Here is an 18,339-nt window from a genome sequence, read left to right on the forward strand (position 1 = left end):
CCTGCTTGTTTACATCCCTTGAACAGGCGCAGCAAATGACAGACGAATGGGTAGCAGAATACAATGGGCACAGACCACATCAGGCACTGGGATACCAAACGCCAACCGACTATGCCGCATAGGGTTTTCTACAGGGATCAAGCTCCCAAAATGGTTACAAAAAAAGGCTGCCAACCAGGCAGCCTAAGAAACCATTTCGGTCGGCCGATCTTATCCCTGGTAGGTTGCTCCCCAGCAGAGCCTACGTCCGTTTCAGACCGACATGGTAAAATTCAAAACAAAAAACTACATTTACAACCTGTCAAAATTCCCAGCCATTTACCTCAAGAGAATCGATAAAGCCAAGTGCTTCTTCCAGAAGTATGACTTCAAATTTTTTATTCATTCAGTCATTTTCTTAGTTTAACAAACAAATATAGCAAAAAGTAGCATTATATGGAAACTAATTTGAATAACGTATAGTGGACTATTGGGACGAAAGTATGGTTCTAGTTAGAAGATGCCAATATTTAGAAAGGCAGACCCTTTTCAGGCCTGCCTGTTCATTAATTGATTGTTCGAATTCAAATGCTTTTTTTGGCCAAATAGAAATCTACCATTTCCAAATCACTGCTTTCACGTTCCTGCATTTCTGCTACGGTTTTTGGCGGCGGAACAATGACTTTATCTCCTTCCCGCCAATCCAGAGGCATGGCTACTTTGTATTTGTCAGCCGTTTGTAAAGCCACAAGCGACCTTTTTATTTCATCCATATTCCTTCCTACATTCAAAGGGTAGTACATGATTAATCTTATTTTCCCTTTAGGGTCGATGAAAAACACAGCCCGAACAGCAGCGGTCTCACTTTCGCCCGGCTGTAGCATGCCGTATTTTTTGGATACTTTCATGTCAATGTCTGCGATGATGGGAAACTCAAACAAGACACCTGTGTTCTTTTTGACATTATTGACCCAGGCGATGTGGGAGTGGATAGAATCGATACTCAATCCCACCAACTTGGTTTTCTTCTCATCAAAGAAACGTTGCTCCAGAGCAAATCCACTCATTTCTGTGGTGCAAACGGGCGTGAAATCAGCCGGGTGGGAGAACAGTATGGTCCAGCTGTCTTTGATGTATTCTGAAAATTTTATCGGTCCCGTAGTTGTCATGGCTTCGAAATCCGGCGCGATATCACCGATTCGAGGCATGGTTGTCATCATTTCTTCGTTCATGATTGTATTTATTTTTGTTGTTTTCGTTATGATTCAAAGGTCACCAAAATATTCCTTTCCCTGGGTGACACTTATCACTTCAGAGGTACTTTCCAGAAGCAGCCACGATCAGCCTGCCACCAAAATCCGGCTTGGTAATGATGTAAGATAGGAGAGAAAACTTTTCTTATATTTCGTAGGTCAAATGCTTTTCGTTGAAGTAACTTTTCGCGGTATTCTGGCGTTGGTACTATACCGAAAGCTGAAAAAAACTTTTAGAGAACCATGATTAAAGAAGAGAAGAAAAAAATCAATCCTTTGGTTAATCCGGAGGAGGAGGCGTTTTTTGCTGGACCACAGACCCGGTTTAAGGATTTTCGATTTGGATTCAAGGTGCTGCTTGAATTTATTCGGGGCTTTCGGATGTTGCATTTCGTTGGTCCCTGTGTGACCGTATTTGGTTCCGCACGTTTCGAGCCCGACGATTATTTTTACAAAGTGGGCGAGAAGGTAGGGGAGGCTATCAGTCACCTTGGGTTCACGGTGATGACCGGAGGCGGCCCTGGTATCATGGAGGCGGCTAATAAAGGGGCCAAATTGGCGGGTGGAAAATCCGTGGGCTGCAACATCATCCTACCTTTCGAACAATTTCCCAACACCTACCTGGATAAGTACATGAATTTCAAGTATTTTTTTGTAAGAAAGGTACTTCTGTCCAAGTATAGCTACGCGTTTGTGGTACTCCCGGGTGGTTTCGGTACGCTGGATGAGTTTTTTGAAGCATTGACGCTCATTCAGACACGGGTGATGAAGCGGTTTCCGGTCGTTTTGGTGGGTACGGCATTTCATCAGCATCTTTTCGAACACATTCAGTACATGGCAAAAGAGGGCACGATTAGCGAATCCGATCTGGATTTATTTCTCTTGACGGATAGTGTGGAGGAAATGGAAATGCACCTTAAAAAATACGCCATAGAAGAATTTGGTTTACGGAGAAAAGATCCGGTCACTCCATCCAAATTGCTCGGCGAGGGCTGATGTTGGATCGTTTCCAGAGTTTTAGTTTTCCTTGCCTAAAATTGGCCTGATTGTTGAAAACCGAGTATCCCTACGGGTGGACCCTTTGCAAAAGCGTCCACACAAAGGAGTAAACAATGGTCAATAGCTCGGAAAAGAAAGGAAAGAAGAATCTGGTTTTGATCGGTGTGGGGTTTTCCGGCCTGGAATTGATCCGCAACTGGCTATCAAAGCCCGGCATGGGATCGGTTACCATTATCGCCGAATGCGCGGCTGATTTTTTCTATTTTGACGCCTTGTGTTCCTTAAAAAATGTCAGGAACAGCTTTGATGGCGAACGTATACCCGATACGGGTAGGTGCCGATTGCTGGTGGCCGGGGTGCAGCGAATAGACGTGTCCCGAAAACGGATTTTTCTACCGGACGAAAAGCTGAATTATGATTTTCTGGTGCTGGTAAACGAGTGCCGGCCGAAAATATTAGCACATAAGAAAGGTAGGGGTCTACCTTGCCTGGCCGGTAGGAATTCGTTCGAAAGCCTGATTCGGAAACAATTCAAGCAGGTTGTTGTTCGTGGGAATGGATTCGTTGCCCTCGCACTGGCTGAACACCTGATTGAAAAAGGGATGGAGCTTACACTGGTGTGTGGCGAAAACTCTCTGGTAAATCCAGGTTTTCCGATGGAGGAAGCATGTTTGGTAGCAAAAAAACTACGGACGAAAGGGATACGGCTTTTCTTTTCGCGGGAGATAGAAATGTTTCGAATGGGGCCGGACGGAGAAATTACCGGTGTTGAGCTCAATGATGGTGTTCAATTACCCTGTCAGTTGGTGATACATGAGAACGGTAGTTTTGGAGCGTTTTCTCACCTCGCTAATCCGCCACTTCACTCCCTAAAACCGATGTTGGCGGGAGTAAGCGAATCGGAATCAGACGATCAGGTGTATACACTGGGTGTAAATTTGTATTCGGGGGAGGCAGTTTTTGGGGATTTTTCGTATCCGTCGCTCAGCGATCAGGGCCTGCAATTGGCCCGGAAAATTATCGGCCCGGATGTCGTATCCGGACCTTCATCTGAATTCGGTGCCTACCATCGCCTGGCGGGTCTTGATTGGTTTACGTATGGTGACCTTTCCACTTTTTGTGGAAATAATTCCCATAATTTTTACTGGGAGCATCCCAACGGCTCGATTTCATTTCGGTTGGTATTTGATAAACATCATTTTTTTGTGCAAGCGTTGGGTATGCTTGGAATTTCATTTGACCCCCAATTTGTCGCACATGCTTTTCGACAAAAACAGCACGCATCGGACTTCATAAACGGGCTGGTTGCAGGGATGCCCGCCGGTGAAAAGAACCGGGAACTGATACCGTTAATTGGCCGCGCATTTTCTGTGGAATTTGAAGGTCTGAAAAACGCAAACAGGCCTTCCTTGTTGAGCAGAATTCTTGAAAAATTCCGTTAAAATAGTTGCGGTCAGGTATCCTGACTACAGTCGATTTCTTGAATCTGTATCTCTGCATCTTCGACCGCGTTTTGCCATTCCAGCCTGTTTTGGCCAGTAAGGGCTAAGCAGTTTCCATAGGGACGCAACGCTTCCAAATAGTCTTCTGCGGCAGATCGGAAGTTTTCACAGGTAGTTGGACCTGGGTTTTGCGCCTGAGCAGTGGCCGCCTGAGACAGTGCATTTAGTTCATCCTGTAATTCTATCGACCATTGTGCGGAGCAGGCTGCCACATCGCCATCCTCTCCGGATGAACAACCAACGTTTAGAAATAAAAAAAGCATTAGTGAACTTGTAGTAAGATGTTTTTTTACTACTAGCATACTATTTTCTTTTACTAATTTGGTTTGTCAAATTTCAAGGTAAAGATTAGTTTTTGGAAATAAAAATAAACAGCCAAATAAAGGTAATGATAGGCTATATTTCATACGTGAAAATAATATATCATACGTAAAGGCTATAGTAGATGGGAAACTTTACCTTGGAGCAAAGAGGAAATAAATTTGGGGCGACATTACTCCCGACTCACGATACTTGGTCCTCCAAGAATATTTTGGGCAGATACAAACATTTATTTGGTTACCGTGTTACCTAATTGACAAATCTAAGCTTATTATTCAAGATGGGACTCAAAGAAAATGTACAAGAAATGATGGAAGACGTGGCCGGCGATGCGGTCGACATTTCATTTGACACGAAAGAAATTTTGATAAAAGATGCCATATTTATTCGTGATAAAGGCTGTCTCACGAAAGTCGCCTACACGGATATTGTCTACCTTAAAGGAGATGGGAATTATACGACTTTAATCACTCGAGAGAAAAGTTATTCCCTGCGAAATATCTTAAAAGAGTTTGAAGAGATGTTGCCTACCCGCCAGTTTCTGAGAATTCACAAATCTTACATTGTAAACCTGAACGATATCAAGACGATTTCTCCGAAAGAAGTCACGGTTTTGAGCGAGAAGGTCCCTGTAGGAAGAACCTATTACCAAACCCTTATCAACGGGATACAGAAGTTGGGTAGTAATGGTTTTGATTGAAATTCAACCGATAATTTTTTGATTCCAGAGAAGACTGCTATCACCGTAGCTGAGAAATCGGTACCGTTTAGCCAAAGCCTCCTCGTAGATTTTTCGCCATTGTTGATTGGTAAATGCGGCAATCAGTAAAATAAGGGTAGAGGCGGGTTGGTGAAAGTTGGTGATTAGCCCATTGCATACGCGAAAACGGTAGCCCGGAAAAATAAAGATTTCCGTTGCACCTACCAGGTATTGCGTGTTGGTACGTTCCATCAGGTTTTTAACAGCTTCAAAGCTTTGTTCCCACGTGAATGTGGTTTTGGAGGCTGCATAGGGCTCCAATTTTTCGACGAAGAATTCGGCATTGGGATTTGAAAGCAGCTTAACACCGTACCAATACAAACTTTCCAGTGATCGCATGGAGGTCGTTCCAACAGCGACGATATTGCCGGTTGCCTGGCACAATTTGGATACAGCCTCTTTTGAAAAAACCATCTGTTCCCGGTGCATGGGGTGTTCGGTAATGGTGTCGTGTTTGATGGGGAGAAAGGTGCCTGCGCCAACGTGCAAAGTCAGGTAGTGCAGGGGGATGCCTTTTTCACGGATTTCCTCCAACGTCTGCTCTGTGAAGTGCAATCCTGCTGTAGGAGCTGCTACTGCTCCATTTATTTTTGAATACACGGTTTGGTAGCGCAACTTATCGGCTTCTTCCGCTTTTCGGTTTAGATATGGCGGTAGAGGGACTTCGCCTGCCGCCTCGACCAGCGCTGCAAACGACACCTCTGCTGGATCCCAGCTAAACGCCACTTCTTTCGTCTCTCTGGAAAGCAAACGGGCACGCAATCGGTAGTGTACGCCCTCTAGGTGAATTTCGTTTTCTAGTTCTTCCCCGGCCTTCCATCGCTTCAGGTTGCCTATCATGCATTTCCAGGTGACGGGTCCCTGACTTTGCATGCTTTGCTGGATAAGGGTAGAAGGAGCGACCGGGTTCAATAAAAATAGTTCGATTGCCGCACCGGTAGCTTTTCGGAAGTGCATTCTGGCTGGAATAACCCGTGTATCGTTAAACACCAAATGACTGTTTTGCGGCAGTAGCTTCGGGAGATCCGAAAACTTGAAATGCTCAACAGCACCGTTTTCGAAATGGAGTAGTTTGGAAGCGTCTCGTTTTTCCAAAGGAAATTTGGCAATAGAATCTTCAGGTAACTCGTAATGGTACTCGTTCAGTTGAGGCGTGTTTTCCATGCGTTTTTTCAGGCAATTCAGGTCATGCAAAGTTGCAGCAAATATACTATTTTTTGGTTCAAAATGATTTGGCTCGGAGTTCTTCCCAAGCCTGCGGTCACTCCTTCCGGTGGATGTTTTTATAGGCAAAAGCGTGTTCGGATATAAAAGAAAATACGCATATTTGACGGGAACAAAAACGAGCGAATGGTAGAAGGTTTTAAAATACACGTGACAATTCAGCCGTACACCCTGGTTTTTACCTTTGATGCGGGAACCAGCAGGGGGGTATTGCGCCAAAAGCAAACCTTTATCCTTCGGGCGGAGTCTTCGGCTTTTCCAGGCCTTACAGGATTGGGAGAGGCGGGACCGTTGAAAGGCCTGAGTCCGGATGACCGCCCCGATTTTCTGCAAAAAGCCAGGGAAATTTTGGAGGGAATAAGTAATGTATCGTTCCCGTTTGACCCCGAAAAAATCCTTCAAAACCTATGCCTAATGCCCCTTGAGGAATTTCCAAGTTTGCGGTTTGGTCTTGAAACGGCCATACTGGACCTGTTTTACGGAGGCAAACGAAAACTGCTTTTCAATCCTTTTTATGACCGGGGTGCGCCCATTCCCATCAATGGGTTGATCTGGATGGGGGATCGGGCGTTTATGAAAAACCAAATCGAACAAAAGCTCCATGAGGGATACAATTGTATCAAGATGAAAATCGGAGCCATTGATTTTGAACTGGAATTGGCCTTGTTGGAGGAAATTCGAACAAAGTATTCCGAAGAAGAAATTTCCTTGCGAGTCGATGCAAACGGTGCTTTTGGTAAGGAGGAAGCCATGCATAAGCTGGAACGGCTTGGGAAATTAGGCATTCACAGCATCGAACAACCCATTGCGCCCGGCAATCCGGAAGCGATGGAGAAAATCTGCAGCGAATCTCCGGTACCCGTTGCGTTGGATGAGGAGTTGATTGGCATAGTTGAACCGAATCGGAGGAAAGCGTTGTTGGACCGGATAAGACCAGCCTACCTGATACTGAAGCCCACACTACTGGGTGGCATGCTGGCTACAAAGGAGTGGATTCAACTAGCCGAACAGGCCGGCATCGGATGGTGGATGACTTCTGCGTTGGAAAGTAATATTGGCCTCAATGCCGTTGCTCAGTTTACGTCTTCGTTGCAGCCAAAACTTCCGCAGGGACTGGGAACCGGCACCTTGTACCGAAACAATTTCCCCTCGCCGCTGCGCATCGCGTCTGGCAAGCTGCATTACGAGTCCCGACAGGCCTGGGAGTTGCCCGAATGGCTGGGAGCGGATTAAGTTGCGTTGAGTACCGGGCTTTTTACCTGATAGCTGGACATAAGAAAACGATGAAACCCATGCCAAATAACAACCGATTTCAGAACCCTTTATTGACTACTGCATGAAAGTGGATGCATCTTTACCCTACATTGTATCCCTGTCGCTAATCGCTGCAGTCGGCGGGTTTTTATTTGGGTACGACACGGCGGTAATTTCCGGGACCATCGGGCAGGTTAGCGCTAAGTTTGACTTGGATGCCCTGGCCCAGGGCTGGTACGTGGGATGCGCCCTGCTTGGATCCATTTTGGGAGTGTCCGTAGCGGGCCGTTTGGCCGATCTAGTGGGTAGAAAAAATGTAATGGTTCTTTCGGCCCTGCTCTTTGCGGTATCGGCATTGGGATGTGCGGTGACGGAAAGCTTTTTTTCCCTGGTGAATTACCGGATTATTGGTGGGGCAGGCATCGGCATGGTGTCGATTGTTTCACCCATGTACATCTCTGAGGTAGCGCCTGCTGGCATACGCGGGAGTCTGGTTTCCCTGTATCAGCTGGCAATCACCGTCGGTTTTCTGGCTGCTTATTTGGTAAATTATCAGCTCTTAGACTGGGCTGCGTCGGGCGTCTTTCGAGCGTCGGAGTCCTGGCATTTGTATTTTCACTCAGAAGTGTGGCGAGGCATGCTGGGAATGGAGTTGGTTCCTTCCTTGTTTTTTTTAGCGGTCTTGTTTTTGATTCCGGAAAGTCCCAGGTGGTTGGTAATACGGGACCGCTTGTCTCAGGCGGAACGCGTTTTTGGCAACTTGTATCCGGAGGATCGGATCGCAAAACAGAAAATTTCAGAAGTTCAGCAACAAGCGGCCAAAACCACTGAAACCAACCTTGGCTTACTAAAAAATCCGAAGATCCTTCGACCGGTCCTGTATGGAATGGGCATTGCTGTTTTGGGCCAGTTTATGGGGGTAAACGCGGTGTTGTATTACGGCCCCGGGATTTTCGAACAAGCTGGTCTATCGGATGGGGATGCGTTGTTTTACCAGGTGATGGTTGGATTGGTGAATGTTTTGACCACGATTTTGGCCCTGGTAATTATCGATCGCGTCGGAAGAAAGAAACTAGTCTATTTTGGCGTTAGTGGCATGATTATCAGCCTTTTTTTAATCAGTTTTTACTTTCAGTTTGGCGCCTCATGGGGTTGGTCCTCCATGTTCTTGTTGGTGCTGTTTCTGGTCTATATTTTCAGCACGGCGATCAGTATTTCCGCCGTAATATTTGTCTTGCTCTCCGAGATGTACCCCAACAAAATTCGCGGGTTGGCCATGTCGATGGCCGGTTTTTCCCTTTGGGTGGGGACTTACCTGGTAGGGCAACTTACGCCTTGGTTTTTGGAAAACCTGGGGCCTTCCGGAACCTTTCTCTTCTTTGCCCTCATGTGTTTTCCGTACCTTTACATCATTTGGCGAAAGATTCCCGAAACTGCAGGCATGAGTTTGGAGGACATCGAATCGTATTGGCTGGGTGAGAAAAACGAAAAAACAAATGCTTCATGAAATCGAGCCGGACGACAACGTCACACACCGGAATGATTATAAATCATGCGAGATCCTCCCGATGTGATCGGGACAGGCGATCCCGACCTGCGGTGCGGGACAAGTTAGGACCGCTAAGAGAAAATTATAAACAGATGAAATCGAGCATGACGTACCCGTCACACATTGGGATTGATTATAAGCCATGCGGGATTCCCCGTCCGACTGGCGTCATCCGGGCGGGCATGTGGCCTTAGAGAACAAATTACAAACACATGAAACACTATTTGCAAGCGTACAGGAATGAATTACTTGGCAGCGTGATTCCATTTTGGATGGAACGCAGTCCGGATTCCGTCCACGGTGGGTATTTTACTTGTTTGGATCAAAAGGGACAGGTATACGATACCGATAAGTTTGTGTGGCTACAAGCACGGCAGGTCTGGATGTTTTCCATGCTTTACGCCAACGTAGAACCCAATCCTGCATGGTTGCGCATGGCCAAAGACGGGGCAGCCTTTCTTGAGAAACATGGAAGGGATGCCAGCGGCGATTTTTATTTTTCATTGACCCAGACAGGCGCACCGTTGGTCCAACCTTACAATATTTTTTCGGACTGTTTTGCTGCAATGGCCTTTTCGGCACTTTACAAAGTGGATCCGCAATTAGCCTATAGGCAACTGTCCACCGATACGTTTCACCGGATTCTCAGCCGAAGGAACAATCCAAAGGGAACCTATTCCAAGACCGTGCCTGGTACCCGAAACTTGAAGAGTTTTGCCCTACCCATGATTCTAAGCAACCTGACGCTCGAAATGGAGCACCTGCTGGACCCGGGATTGGTAAAGGACCTGGTGCCAGGAGTGATTCACGAGGTCATGGAGGTTTTTCTCGATGCCGAATCGGGTCTGGTTTTGGAAAATGTTCTGGAAGACGGAAGTTTTTCGGATTGCTTTGAGGGACGTTTGACCAGCCCCGGGCATGCGATCGAAGCCATGTGGTTTATGTTGGATCTATCCTGTCGTTTCGATGACGAGGCCCTACGGGATCGAGCCATCGCGACCGGATTGAAAACCCTGGAATATGGCTGGGATACCACCTACGGCGGGATTTATTATTTTCTGGACTGCAAAGGCCATCCTCCGGAAAAATTGGAGTGGAACCAGAAATTGTGGTGGGTGCATTTGGAAACACTGGTGTTTTTAGCCAAAGCGTACCAATTATCCGGAGATAAGGCCTGTTTGCACTGGTTTGAAAAAGTGCACGAGTACACCTGGACGCATTTTCGTGATCCGGACTATCCGGAGTGGTTTGGCTATCTTGACAGGTACGGGCGAGTCCAATTGTCCCTCAAGGGAGGGAAATGGAAAGGCTGTTTTCATGTACCCCGCGGCTTGTATCAGGTTTGGCAAACCCTGGAGCAACTAACCTGACATTTAATTTATCCTTGAACATACACAGACATCCCATGAAGAGAAGAGATTTTATCGGCAAAGTAGCCCTGGGTACCGGTTCAGTTGCATCGGTACTTGCGCTACCTGTTTCTGCAGCAAGCAGAACCAGGGAAGTAACGATACAGGAAAATGGATCCACCTACGAAGCAGACTTGGTAATCGCCGGTGCAGGGCTAGGGGGTTGTGCGGCAGCGCTTGCCGCTTTACGAAACGGACTATCGGTAGTGATGACAGAAGAAACCGATTGGTTGGGAGGGCAGCTTTCCCAGCAGGGGGTGCCTCCGGACGAACACCAATGGATCGAAACCCATGGAGCCCCCGAGCTATACCGGCTTTTTCGGGACAATATCCGCGCCTATTACAAACGACATTATCCGCTGACTGCAGAAGCAGCTGCCAACGAACGGCTTAATCCGGGGAACGGATCCGTGTCCCGGCTATGTCACGAGCCCAAAGTCGCCCATCGGGTGTTGGAAGAAATGTTTGCTCCCTACGAAAGTGCCCGAAAGATCCTCATTTTAAAAGAAACAAAGGTTGCATCGGCTACTGTTAGGGAGAATCGCGTGCAGGACTTGGTGTTGGAAGACACTCGAACTGGAAATCGAGCGCTGGCCAAAGGGAGCTATTTTGTAGACGCTACCGAACTTGGCGAGCTACTGCCGTTGACGGGTACAGAATACATCACGGGTAGCGAATCCAAATCGGATACCGGGGAATTGCATGCCGGGGACAGGCACCGGCCAGACAACAACCAGGCCTTTACCGTATGCTTTGCCATGGACTACGTAAAAGGCGAAGACTGGACCATTTCCAAGCCCGAGGATTATACCTTTTGGCGGGATTTCACCCCGGAGATGCGTCCTCCCTGGGCAGGAAAAATGTTGGAACTGAACTACAGCAATCCACGCAACCTGCAGCCCAAGGAATTGGGATTTCACCCGGAAGGACATCCAACCGGAGATAGCCTGAATCTGATGCTCTACCGAAGGATCTTACACAAGGCAAATTTTAAACCCGGCTTTTACCAGGGAGACGCCACAATTGTCAATTGGCCGCAGAACGATTACGTTTCCGGAAACATTGTGGATGTAAGCGAAGCCGATTTTCACCGGCATGTCAACGCGGGAAAGCAACAAAGCCTCTCCTTGCTTTATTGGCTGCAAACCGAGGCACCCCGGCCAGATGGGGGTAAAGGCTGGCCAGGATTGCGTCTGCGAAACGACCTGATGGGCACTACCGATGGATTGGCAAAATATCCGTACGTCAGAGAATCCAGGCGGATCAAGGCATTATTTACGGTTTTGGAAGAGCATGTAGGTGCAGAACAGCGCGCTCAGGTTTCGGGACTGAAAGGAGAGGAGCTTGCCGCTGCGGAATTTTACGATAGTGTGGGTATTGGGTATTACCATATTGATTTGCATCCGAGCTCAGGTGGGGATAATTACATTGATTTCGGGTCCCTGCCCTTCCAAATTCCACTCGGATCCTTACTGCCCCGAAAAATGGAAAACCTGATTCCCGCAAATAAGAATATTGGCACCACGCATATCACCAATGGTTGCTTCCGTTTGCATCCGGTAGAATGGAGTATTGGCGAAGCAGTGGGTATGTTGGTCCCCTTCGCGCTGGAAAAAGGGGTAGCCCCACGTACGGTACGCGAAGACCGCTTGCTGTTACACGCATTTCAAGACTTTATCCGGTCTCAAGGAATCGAGACACGTTGGCCAGCAAAGTGATGGTCAGGAGGTTTCTTTATTCTACTTTCAGTTTCTCCATAAGCCAGCGCTGTCCTTCCTCGCTTTGCTCCGCGTACCGCCAATGCGCTGCATCCAAGTACCCCGAAAATTGTTTTTCGCCGGGGATTACATTGTAAGCGGCAAACATGGAGGTGGGAGGGCAGACATTGTCATTGAATCCCCAGGAATAAAATCCGGGCACGTTGACAAATCGGGCAAAGTTGGCCACATCGTAATACCGGGATGTTTCCACTTTTTCGGGCTGGTTGGTCCATTCATCTTTAAATAGATGGGGCCAACCGCCTGCCCGGCCATGCAGGTAACCGGTCAGATCAGAGAGAGCTGGGTAGTAACTAACAAGGTAATCGACCCGATTGTCAAGTCCGGCGGTTACGATGGCCAGGGCACCTCCCTGGCTTCCGCCGATCACACCTATGGAATCTCCGTCAAACGCCTCTAATGAGAACAGAAAGTCTACTGCCCGGACACAGCCCAGGTATACCCTTTTGTAATAATAGCGATCTTTGTCCTCCAGAAAAATTCGGTTGTAGTCCCTCAGGGCACCGGCGGCAAGATTTTGGTAGATGGGCGAATCGTACAGGTTTACCGGAATCCCATGAATCCCAATTTGCAGGGAAATTACATTTTCGTCGATCATGGCCCCATAATACGGGCGGATGCCTGCACCCGGGACATGTAGCACGGCGGGAAATTTTCCGGGTTTTTTTGGTTTGCTTAAAATGCCGTAGATACGACCGCTGATGTTTCGAAAGTGAACATGGTAGACATCGGTCAGGTGTGTGGATCGTTCAGGTAGGTGGGTTAGCACTGGTTCGAGTGGTACCTGGTCCAGCGCCGCTTTGTTTTTTTTCCAAAACTCCGAAAAATCGTCCGGCAACTGAGTGGTTGGTACAATCGACTCCGGATCGATCCCCGCTGTGCCGGTATTTTCATAGGTCTTGCCATTTTCCGTATAGCGAATTCGGCAGCGGACAAAGCCGGGTTCCGAAAGCGTTCCTCCGTTGATTTTCCCACTTCCGTTTTTGAGTACCAACTGGCCTTTGATTTCAGAAGGCATCAGTTCGGGTCCTATTTCGTAGTGTATTTCGGCGTCTCGAACCAGCTGGCCAAATTTGTAGACCGCCACATCAAAATCAATTCGTTCCCCGGTACGATACGTCATGTCGGGGGCGGAAGGACTTACCATGATGCGGATGAATTGACCCTGTTGGGATTGCGCCAAGGCTTCGAAGCCAGGCATGGTGAGAATGAGGATAAAAAAAAGAATGTTTTTCTTCATTGGGATGCGTGTTTTTGACAGAAGTAGGTTGCGGTACTCAACGTTGTAAGTCCCGAATGTACAATCCCTGAAAGTACGCCAATTGAGGGAGAAAACATCCAAAAACTTATTGAAAGATACGGTAAAATTGAATTAGTGGCACAATGAAAAATATAATACGGAAAGGAAATAGGAATAATCCATTATTTTGGCCAAATTTGTAGTCACCTAACAGGCTACGGCATACTATCCCAGGATTAGGTTTCGGATCGCAATTGATTTTTTTATCTCAGTTCCTGTTCCCTTTCGATTGGTGAAACTTCCTGCCTTCGGGCAACATTCTTCGGATAGTATTTGTTGTAATTTAGGTGCACGTAACGTTCAACAAAAAGTAATTTATGGCAAAATCGAAAGAAACTTTTAACAAAAAAGAAAAAGAGAAAAAAAGATTAAGGAAGAAGAAAGAGAAAGAAGAAAAAAAGGAGGCCAGAAAATCCAATTCCAATAAAGGAGGCGATCTGGACGACATGATTGCCTATGTAGATGAAGACGGCAACATCACTTCTACCCCTCCGGACCCTACCGTAAAGAAGAAAAAAATTGAATTGGAGGACATTGAAGTAAGTGTGTCAAAACAAGCCCCTGTGGATCCGGAAGATCTTCGGAGGAAGGGAAAGGTCACATTTTTCAATGAATCCAAAGGATACGGATTTATAAAAGACCTGGAATCTCAAGATAGCGTGTTTGTCCATGTCAAAGGCCTGGTAGACGATGTGCGCGAAAACGATCAGGTTACCTTTGAAACGGAACGAACGCCCAAAGGGCTGAGTGCCATCGACGTGAAGCTGGCCAAATAAAGGACCGTTCTTTACGTAAATTATTTTGTGATTCGCTTAGTGGTGGAGTACTACTCCGCTTCTTTGCGCACAAACGTTAGCCGTTCATAAGGAGAGCGCTTTTTCGTTATTTTTTATCGTTGAAACAGGTTCGCACCTACTACTGGAGCGATGAGTGTACCAGCCAATTGCCCCTCATTGGCTTTCAAAACGTCCCATGGCTCCATCTTGGGCTCGTCCGATAGGTCGAAAGTCCCGAAATGCATGGGGATAAAATACGTGCCCCCGAGGATATTAAAGGCGGTGATCGCATCGGTAGGACTGATGTGGGCCTGTGCCATGAACCATTCCGGCTTGTACGCGCCCACGCCCATTAGGCAGTAATCTGGTTTTCCCATAATCGTAGAAATATCCTTAAAATGCGGTCCAAATCCGCTATCCCCCATAAAATACACCGTTTGTTCAGAAGTCGACAAGTAAAAGCCACCCCATAGATTTTCATTCAAGTCCCAAAGCCACCGTCGAGACCAATGCCGGGCAGGAACGTATGTAATCGTTATACCTTCCGTTTGAAATTCCTGGTACCAGCCGGCTTCCTGTATCTCCTGGCCCCGGGTCCAGTCGTCAATCACTTCCCCGACCTTCAATCCGGTAAGGATTTTCATGTCCGGGTTTTTGTCGGATAGAAACTGAATGGTCTTTTTATCGCAATGGTCCCGGTGATTGTGCGATAGGAGGAGGTAATCTATGGAAGGAAGGGATTCCACCGGAAAGGGTAAATCGCTCTGCCTTTTTAGAAAAAAGTTATCGAATAAAACCGGGTCGGTGAGTAGGACTTTTCCATTCAATTGGATCAGATAACTCGCGTGCCCTAGCCATATCAGAAAATCGTCTCCATTTTTCGGAATTTCTGCGCCTGGTTTTACAGCAAGCGTTCTGGTATCTGCTTTTTTTTCCTCCCGCTGCGGGTTTTTGGAGGTTTGCCATTTCCACAGGTCGGCAAAACTCGATTCAAATTCCAGGTACAAATTAGCAAACTGCCCTTTTTCGTTGACTGGTGTACCTTTCCATTCCACATCGGGGTGAATGGTTTTCAACCTTGGATTTTGCATATAGGTGGTTTTTTTGGAATTCTCAGAAACGGAGCAGCTACCAAAAAGAACGAGTAACAAGCTCATCAAAAGGGTAAATGATACGACGACTTGTTTACTCATTGGTGTTGCTTGTTTTAAGGTTTTTTTGCGGAGATACGCTTTCTTGTAGGACATATCAAGTCGACTTCCCTCAGAAACCGTTGCTATAACTTTCCCCGGGTCGGAAAGTTTGTGCCGTTTAGGTTTAGCAACGCTTTTTGATTGAAAACTACAAAAAGGGTTTCTTTTGTTTGTTGGTTGCCAATAGACCGACCAATTCCTCCCAGGAGTTGACCCGCAGGTGTCTGCCGGAAGAAGCGTTTTCGTTGTGAGGTTGGGTGAATAAGTACGTTTTTCCCTGGAATGCATCGAGATTTTTGAAATGATCATCGATCATGATATCCGTACGGATGATCTCTTTGGACCCACAAAACACCATTTGCTGCCAGGGGATAAAGGGAAAGTGTCGGTTGAGCCAGGATTGTTTTTCCTGCAAACTACGTGGAAACTCGGTTGCAGCAGAGACGATAAACACCTTGTATTGCTCATGAATTTGTTTGAGTGCTTCTTTTGCTCCCGGAATTAGCGGAGCATTTTCAAAAAATCCGGGTGCATGCACGTGTTTTTCCAATAAAGGAAAAGCCTCCCGTTCCTTCAGTCCGCGAATCGTTTTTGTATCCAGTTGTTCTCCAGTATCCTGAAAATGCATGTCAATGAACTGCCGGTAGACATCTGCCAGCACGCCATCCATATCCACAGCGATGGTTTTCATGAATTTTTGTTGTTTAACGCATCCACCAATTGCCGGTTTAGCTTGCGCTCTCGCTCCAGCGTATTTCGCCGGTGCTGCTCAAACTCTTCCCGAAGGTCCTCCAGGCTTTGCTTTGTTTCGGCGGTGACCCGGTGGCTCCGCTTGAATCGGATAAAGGACACCAGCAGTATCAGCAATAGCAGCGCAATGATTCCCCAAACCAAATTGACATAAAACTGCTTGTGCAAAAGGAAGCCAAAAATCCTAAAGCTATCGCGTTCGGCAATCGCCTGCTCCAACTGCTCATTGGTGCGGCTCATTTCCTGATTGAGCTGATTGATCTGGTTTTTGTTTTCCTGCAGCGTGGCATTCAACTCCTGAATGACGCCCTGATAGCGGGCAATGGAATCCCGTATATTGGCTTCCAATTGATCGAGTTCCGAACGTTTGACTACCTTGTATTCCTGATAATTCGAGGAAATCTTCTTTAGGTACTCAAATTGCTCCTGTATGGTACCTTCATTTGAGGCGGTGTCCAGAGACGTGTTCTGTGCCAGTACGTCAAGCTGAAAACCCAAAAAAAAGGGAAGTAAAAAATAACTAATTCTCATGGCCGGGTTATTTCGTGTTATCTATTGATGCATAGCGCAAATCAATTACCATGCAAAACTAAAAAAATATAAAGGAAAAGGGTTTGTTTTTTGGTAAAGAAGTGCGCGTCTTAGGGGTTTTTCTTAAAATTCATGGATACGGAGTTGATGCAATACCGTATACCTCCCTTTTCCGAAGGGCCATCCGGAAAACGATGACCCAAATGCCCACCGCAGTTGGCACAGCAAATCTCCTCACGGATCATTCCGTGGGAATAGTCCATGGTGACGGTGATGGCGTCTTCGGATACGGGATGGGTAAAACTAGGCCAGCCGCATCCGCTATCGTATTTGTCGCGACTGTGAAAAATCTCGTTGCCACATCCCCGACATTCGTAAATGCCGGTAGCTTTGTTGAGGTAATACTCTCCCGTAAACGCTCGTTCTGTACCTTTCTGACGCAGAACCCGGTATGCTTCCGGATCCAATTTGTTTTTCCAGTCTGATTCGCTGAGGTGATCGAGTTCGTTTTTTTCCATGCTAACTGTAGCTTGTTTATGTTATAACAACTGCAAGAGACGGCGAATGGTTTCCTATTCCCCGATGGATTGCAGTAGTTTATCGCAGGCAAAGGCGATTTCCTCTTCACTGATGGTAAGCGGCGGGGCTATTCGCATGGCGTTGTCACAAAACAGAAACCAATCGGTGATCACACCATTGGCGATGCACCGGTCAATAATGGGTTTTAGGACCTCGAAAGACTCGAAAACCAAGGCCATCATCAATCCCTGATTGCGTATTCCCAAAATCTTCGGGTGTACCAACAGCCGTTTAAACAGGTCGGCTTTTTCGGCCACGGTGGCGGTCAACTGTTCGTCGTGAATAAGCTGAATCGTAGCAAGCGAGGCGGCTGCACTGACCGGATGTCCGCCAAAAGTGGTGATGTGTCCCAATAGGGGTTTGCTTTTCAACGCACCCATGATCTCCCGGGAGGAAATAAAGGCACCGATTGGCATGCCGCCACCCATTCCTTTGGCGCAGACAAGAATGTCCGGTTGAATCCCCATTTGTTCGAACGCCCAAAAGGTACCGGTTCGCCCAAATCCAGCCTGAATTTCATCGAGGATCAACAAAGTTCCCGTCTCGGTACATTTCGTTCGCAATTCCCGAAAGTAGTCAGGATCCGCTACGCGTACCCCAGCCTCCCCCTGTATGGTCTCGATAATGATAGCCGCCGTATCTTCAGTAATTTGATCCAGGTGTTCGGCCGCTCCATAATGGATTTGACGGATTCCGGGTACCAGCGGCCTATAGGCTCGCTTGAACTGTTCGTTTCCTCCAACAGACAGGGCCCCGTGAGAGGAACCGTGGTAAGCATTCTCACAGCAAATCACTTCCCGGCGATTGGTGTACCGTTTGGCCAGTTTCAAGGCGCCCTCTACGGCTTCACTGCCACTATTGACCAGGTATACGTTGTCTAGGGGTTCGGGTAAGGTGCCGACCAGGGCCTGGGCCAATTGTGTTTGAGGTTGCTGCACGTATTCTCCGTACACCATCAGGTGGAGGTATTTGTCCAACTGCCGTTGAATGGCTTCCAGCACTTTTGGGTGCCTGTGGCCAACATTACTTACCCCGATCCCGGAAATCAGGTCCAGGTATCTGGATCCGTCGGGGCCGTAGAGAAACACCCCCTCCGCCCGGTCTATTTCGATCATGAGCGGGAAATCGGTTGTTTGCGCCAGGTGGGAGAGAAACAGGTGTCGGTTGTTCATGAAAAGAAAA

18 protein-coding genes are annotated in these 18,339 nt (G+C 47.3%); 9 read left to right on the top strand and 9 right to left on the bottom strand.

Translation table 11 applies throughout. From position 1 onward, the window contains the following. Nucleotides 1-5: 5 nt before the first annotated feature. Nucleotides 6-122, top strand: coding sequence for an integrase core domain-containing protein (locus tag BMW71_RS24160; RefSeq protein WP_394333707.1), 117 nt, complete (start codon nucleotides 6-8; stop codon nucleotides 120-122). Nucleotides 123-563: 441 nt separating this feature from the next. Here the strand turns inward: BMW71_RS24160 and BMW71_RS22110 are convergent, their stop codons facing one another. Then, nucleotides 564-1,211, bottom strand: a complete 648-nt coding sequence (locus tag BMW71_RS22110) for a peroxiredoxin (protein WP_177179738.1) — start codon at nucleotides 1,209-1,211, stop codon at nucleotides 564-566. 264 nt (nucleotides 1,212-1,475) lie between these two features. Between BMW71_RS22110 and BMW71_RS22115 the strand changes: the two genes are divergently transcribed. Both BMW71_RS22115 and BMW71_RS22120 read left to right on the top strand, forming a co-directional pair. Continuing rightward, the gene (locus tag BMW71_RS22115; RefSeq protein WP_092178720.1) at nucleotides 1,476-2,228 is read left to right on the top strand and encodes an LOG family protein; all 753 of its coding nucleotides are present in this window, start codon (nucleotides 1,476-1,478) and stop codon (nucleotides 2,226-2,228) included. Between the two features lie 116 nt (nucleotides 2,229-2,344). Next, on the top strand, nucleotides 2,345-3,673 hold the full coding sequence (locus BMW71_RS22120) for an NAD(P)/FAD-dependent oxidoreductase (RefSeq protein ID WP_092178721.1): 1,329 nt from the start codon (nucleotides 2,345-2,347) through the stop codon (nucleotides 3,671-3,673). Nucleotides 3,674-3,684: 11 nt separating this feature from the next. On the opposite strand, the gene BMW71_RS22125 is transcribed toward BMW71_RS22120, so the two are convergent. Next, nucleotides 3,685-4,035 (bottom strand): hypothetical protein, encoded by a 351-nt coding sequence (locus BMW71_RS22125; protein ID WP_092178722.1) that lies wholly within the window; start codon nucleotides 4,033-4,035, stop codon nucleotides 3,685-3,687. Between the two features lie 299 nt (nucleotides 4,036-4,334). Between BMW71_RS22125 and BMW71_RS22130 the strand changes: the two genes are divergently transcribed. Then, nucleotides 4,335-4,754, top strand: a complete 420-nt coding sequence (locus BMW71_RS22130; protein ID WP_317041171.1) for a LytR/AlgR family response regulator transcription factor — start codon at nucleotides 4,335-4,337, stop codon at nucleotides 4,752-4,754. A gap of 3 nt (nucleotides 4,755-4,757) precedes the next feature. Here BMW71_RS22130 and BMW71_RS22135 read toward each other — a convergent pair whose 3' ends face one another. After that, complete coding sequence (locus tag BMW71_RS22135) at nucleotides 4,758-5,978, bottom strand: S-adenosylmethionine:tRNA ribosyltransferase-isomerase (RefSeq protein WP_092178773.1); 1,221 nt, start codon at nucleotides 5,976-5,978, stop codon at nucleotides 4,758-4,760. Nucleotides 5,979-6,164: 186 nt separating this feature from the next. Between BMW71_RS22135 and BMW71_RS22140 the strand changes: the two genes are divergently transcribed. From BMW71_RS22140 to BMW71_RS22155, 4 genes are all read left to right on the top strand, one after another. Continuing rightward, a complete protein-coding gene (locus BMW71_RS22140) occupies nucleotides 6,165-7,271 on the top strand; it encodes an o-succinylbenzoate synthase (protein ID WP_092178723.1) in 1,107 nt (368 codons plus the stop codon). 103 nt (nucleotides 7,272-7,374) lie between these two features. After that, nucleotides 7,375-8,799, top strand: a complete 1,425-nt coding sequence (locus BMW71_RS22145; RefSeq protein ID WP_092178724.1) for a sugar porter family MFS transporter — start codon at nucleotides 7,375-7,377, stop codon at nucleotides 8,797-8,799. 254 nt (nucleotides 8,800-9,053) lie between these two features. Then, nucleotides 9,054-10,211 (top strand): n-acyl-d-glucosamine 2-epimerase, encoded by a 1,158-nt coding sequence (locus BMW71_RS22150; protein ID WP_092178725.1) that lies wholly within the window; start codon nucleotides 9,054-9,056, stop codon nucleotides 10,209-10,211. Between the two features lie 35 nt (nucleotides 10,212-10,246). After that, complete coding sequence (locus BMW71_RS22155; RefSeq protein WP_092178726.1) at nucleotides 10,247-11,968, top strand: FAD-dependent oxidoreductase; 1,722 nt, start codon at nucleotides 10,247-10,249, stop codon at nucleotides 11,966-11,968. 16 nt (nucleotides 11,969-11,984) lie between these two features. Here the strand turns inward: BMW71_RS22155 and BMW71_RS22160 are convergent, their stop codons facing one another. Beyond that, nucleotides 11,985-13,268 (bottom strand): acetylxylan esterase, encoded by a 1,284-nt coding sequence (locus BMW71_RS22160; RefSeq protein ID WP_092178727.1) that lies wholly within the window; start codon nucleotides 13,266-13,268, stop codon nucleotides 11,985-11,987. 377 nt (nucleotides 13,269-13,645) lie between these two features. Here BMW71_RS22160 and BMW71_RS22165 point away from each other — a divergent pair, with 377 nt between their 5' ends. Continuing rightward, entirely contained in the window at nucleotides 13,646-14,104 is a 459-nt protein-coding gene (locus tag BMW71_RS22165; RefSeq protein WP_092178728.1) for a cold-shock protein, read from the top strand. Nucleotides 14,105-14,217: 113 nt separating this feature from the next. Here the strand turns inward: BMW71_RS22165 and BMW71_RS22170 are convergent, their stop codons facing one another. The 5 genes from BMW71_RS22170 to BMW71_RS22190 form a co-directional block, all read right to left on the bottom strand. After that, nucleotides 14,218-15,297: an MBL fold metallo-hydrolase gene (locus BMW71_RS22170; RefSeq protein ID WP_244891280.1), complete on the bottom strand. Its 1,080-nt coding sequence runs from the start codon at nucleotides 15,295-15,297 to the stop codon at nucleotides 14,218-14,220. A gap of 148 nt (nucleotides 15,298-15,445) precedes the next feature. After that, on the bottom strand, nucleotides 15,446-15,988 hold the full coding sequence (locus BMW71_RS22175; RefSeq protein ID WP_092178730.1) for a 5' nucleotidase, NT5C type: 543 nt from the start codon (nucleotides 15,986-15,988) through the stop codon (nucleotides 15,446-15,448). Continuing rightward, nucleotides 15,985-16,578 (bottom strand): CCDC158 family protein, encoded by a 594-nt coding sequence (locus tag BMW71_RS22180; RefSeq protein WP_092178731.1) that lies wholly within the window; start codon nucleotides 16,576-16,578, stop codon nucleotides 15,985-15,987. The genes BMW71_RS22175 and BMW71_RS22180 overlap by 4 nt, the downstream gene beginning before the upstream one ends. A gap of 110 nt (nucleotides 16,579-16,688) precedes the next feature. Beyond that, entirely contained in the window at nucleotides 16,689-17,096 is a 408-nt protein-coding gene (gene msrB / locus BMW71_RS22185) for a peptide-methionine (R)-S-oxide reductase MsrB (RefSeq protein WP_092178732.1), read from the bottom strand. Between the two features lie 54 nt (nucleotides 17,097-17,150). After that, complete coding sequence (locus BMW71_RS22190) at nucleotides 17,151-18,329, bottom strand: aspartate aminotransferase family protein (RefSeq protein WP_092178774.1); 1,179 nt, start codon at nucleotides 18,327-18,329, stop codon at nucleotides 17,151-17,153. Nucleotides 18,330-18,339: the final 10 nt, after the last annotated feature.

The sequence above is a fragment of the Cyclobacterium xiamenense genome (assembly GCF_900109255.1).
GTDB classification, from domain to species: domain Bacteria; phylum Bacteroidota; class Bacteroidia; order Cytophagales; family Cyclobacteriaceae; genus Cyclobacterium; species Cyclobacterium xiamenense.

Excerpts from the sequence above, each read along its gene's own strand:
- BMW71_RS22165 (WP_092178728.1), top strand. The coding sequence starts at position 13,646 with ATGGCAAAATCGAAAGAAACTTTTAACAAAAAAGAAAAAGAGAAAAAA.
- BMW71_RS22150 (WP_092178725.1), top strand. The coding sequence starts at position 9,054 with ATGAAACACTATTTGCAAGCGTACAGGAATGAATTACTTGGCAGCGTG.
- msrB (WP_092178732.1), bottom strand. The coding sequence starts at position 17,096 with ATGGAAAAAAACGAACTCGATCACCTCAGCGAATCAGACTGGAAAAAC.
- BMW71_RS22160 (WP_092178727.1), bottom strand. The coding sequence starts at position 13,268 with ATGAAGAAAAACATTCTTTTTTTTATCCTCATTCTCACCATGCCTGGC.
- BMW71_RS22180 (WP_092178731.1), bottom strand. The coding sequence starts at position 16,578 with ATGAGAATTAGTTATTTTTTACTTCCCTTTTTTTTGGGTTTTCAGCTT.
- BMW71_RS22110 (WP_177179738.1), bottom strand. The coding sequence starts at position 1,211 with ATGAACGAAGAAATGATGACAACCATGCCTCGAATCGGTGATATCGCG.
- BMW71_RS22140 (WP_092178723.1), top strand. The coding sequence starts at position 6,165 with ATGGTAGAAGGTTTTAAAATACACGTGACAATTCAGCCGTACACCCTG.
- BMW71_RS22175 (WP_092178730.1), bottom strand. The coding sequence starts at position 15,988 with ATGAAAACCATCGCTGTGGATATGGATGGCGTGCTGGCAGATGTCTAC.
- BMW71_RS22135 (WP_092178773.1), bottom strand. The coding sequence starts at position 5,978 with ATGGAAAACACGCCTCAACTGAACGAGTACCATTACGAGTTACCTGAA.
- BMW71_RS22130 (WP_317041171.1), top strand. The coding sequence starts at position 4,335 with ATGGGACTCAAAGAAAATGTACAAGAAATGATGGAAGACGTGGCCGGC.
- BMW71_RS22190 (WP_092178774.1), bottom strand. The coding sequence starts at position 18,329 with ATGAACAACCGACACCTGTTTCTCTCCCACCTGGCGCAAACAACCGAT.
- BMW71_RS22170 (WP_244891280.1), bottom strand. The coding sequence starts at position 15,297 with ATGAGTAAACAAGTCGTCGTATCATTTACCCTTTTGATGAGCTTGTTA.
- BMW71_RS22125 (WP_092178722.1), bottom strand. The coding sequence starts at position 4,035 with ATGCTAGTAGTAAAAAAACATCTTACTACAAGTTCACTAATGCTTTTT.
- BMW71_RS22120 (WP_092178721.1), top strand. The coding sequence starts at position 2,345 with ATGGTCAATAGCTCGGAAAAGAAAGGAAAGAAGAATCTGGTTTTGATC.
- BMW71_RS22155 (WP_092178726.1), top strand. The coding sequence starts at position 10,247 with ATGAAGAGAAGAGATTTTATCGGCAAAGTAGCCCTGGGTACCGGTTCA.
- BMW71_RS22115 (WP_092178720.1), top strand. The coding sequence starts at position 1,476 with ATGATTAAAGAAGAGAAGAAAAAAATCAATCCTTTGGTTAATCCGGAG.
- BMW71_RS22145 (WP_092178724.1), top strand. The coding sequence starts at position 7,375 with ATGAAAGTGGATGCATCTTTACCCTACATTGTATCCCTGTCGCTAATC.